A 1,941-nucleotide genomic window follows, 5' to 3' on the forward strand; every position below is an offset into this window, starting at 1 on the left:
AAAGCGCGTGCGCAGCGTCTCGTGCCGCCGCACGACCTCCGCCAGCGTGCGCTCCAGCGCCTCCACGTCCAGCGCGCCCGTCAGCCGCAGCGCGAACGGCATGTTGTACGCGGCGCTCCCCGGCTCCAGCCGGTCCACCACCCACAGCCGCTGCTGCGCGTACGACGCCGGCAGCGCGGTACGTCCCTCCCGCCCGGCCCGCTCGATCGGCGGCGCGACCCCCGCCCCGCCACCCGGCAGCGACGCGATGCGCCCGGCCAGCCCCGCGATCGTGGGCTCCTCGAAGAGGGCGCGCAGCGGCAGCTCGACCCCGAGCGCGTCCCGCACCCGGGAGATCACCTGCGTGCCGAGCAGGGAATGGCCGCCCAGCGCGAAGAAGTCGTCGTGGACGCCCACGCGCGCGAGGTGGAGCAGCTCGGCCCAGATCCCCGTCAGGATCTCCTCCACGGGAGTGGAGGGTGGCACGTGCTCCGCCGCGGCGGCGGCTTCCGCCTCGGGCTCGGGAAGCGCGCGGCGGTCGATCTTTCCGCCGGGCGTGAGGGGAAAGGCGTCCAGCGCCACGAAGGCGCCGGGGACCATGGGGTCCGGCAGCCCCACGCGAAGCCACGCCCGCAGCTCCGCCGCACCCGGGCGCTCCGCTCCGTCCGCGGGGAGGTGGTACGCCACCAGGCGCGCGCCCCCGGTCCCATCGGCGCGCGCCACCACGACCGCGTCGCCCACGGCGGGGTGCGCGCGGAGCGCGGCCTCGATCTCGGCGGGCTCGATGCGGAAGCCGCGCACCTTGACCTGCTGGTCGATCCGCCCCAGGAACTCCAGCGTCCCGTCCGCCAGCCGGCGCACCCGGTCCCCGGTGCGGTACGCGCGAGCGCCCGTCTCGTCCGCGTCCCCGAGGGCGTCGGGGACGAACGTCTCCGCCGTCAGCTCCGGCCGCCCCAGGTACCCCCGCGCGAGCTGCGCCCCGCCCACGTGCAGCTCCCCCGGGACGCCGGTCGGCACCGGCCCGCCGCGCGGGTCCAGCACCCGCGCGCTCACGTTGTCCACCGGGCGTCCGATGGGCACCGTCGCCCCGGGCTCGCCCCCGGCGAAGACGTGCGAGGTCGTGTCGATGCACGCCTCCGTGGGTCCGTACAGGTTCACCACCTCCGCGCCGGTCAGCGCGCGCGCCCGGGCGGCCTGCTCCGCCGGCAGCGCCTCGCCGCCGCAGAAGAGCCGGCGCAGCGCGGTGCAGCGCTCCAGCCCGCCCGCCTCCAGCATCGCCCCCAGGAGCGAGGGGACGAGCTGGAGCACGGTGATCCGCTCCCGCTCCACGACGCGGGCCAGCTCCGCGGGGTCGCGGTGCGCGCCGGGCGGCGCCTCCACCAGGACGCCCCCCGCCAGCAGCGGCGCCCAGAACTCCCACACGGAGGCGTCGAAGCTCGCGGGCGTCTTCTGCAGCACGCGGTCGTCCGCCGCAAGCGGGAAGGCGCGCTGCATCCACCCCATGTGGTTGGCGAGCGCGCGGTGCGGGACGGCGACTCCCTTGGGCGTGCCGGTGGATCCCGAGGTGTAGATCACGTACGCCAGCTGCTCGGCGTCGCTCTCCACCGCGGGCGCTTCGGCGCTCTCCGCCGCGATGCGCTCGCGGGCGGCGTCCACGAAGACCGCCGCGGCCGCGTGCGCCGGAAGGCGGTCCCGCAGCGCCCGCTCGGCCAGCACCACGCGGACGCCGGAGTCCTCCAGCATCAGCGCCAGCCGCTCGGCGGGGTAGCCGGGGTCCAGCGGGACGTACGCCGCCCCCGCGCGGAGCACGGCCAGCATAGCCACCGGCAGCTCCAGCGAGCGCTCCAGGCAGATCCCCACCCGGTCCTCGGGGCGCACGCCCAGGCGGCGCAGGTGGTTGGCGAGGCGGTTGGCGCGGCGCTCCAGCTCCGCGTACGCCAGCGTCTCGCCGCCGAAGGCGAC

Annotated in this window: 1 protein-coding gene; it reads right to left on the reverse strand. The window is 77.1% G+C overall.

Annotation, left to right across the window (positions count from 1 at the left end; translation table 11 throughout):
- Nucleotides 1-1,941, reverse strand: a 1,941-nt coding sequence (locus tag VGR37_06100; protein ID HEV2146952.1) for an amino acid adenylation domain-containing protein, incomplete at both ends; no start/stop codon positions are given.

The sequence above is a fragment of the Longimicrobiaceae bacterium genome, from assembly GCA_035936415.1.
In the GTDB taxonomy this organism is placed as follows: domain Bacteria; phylum Gemmatimonadota; class Gemmatimonadetes; order Longimicrobiales; family Longimicrobiaceae; genus JAFAYN01.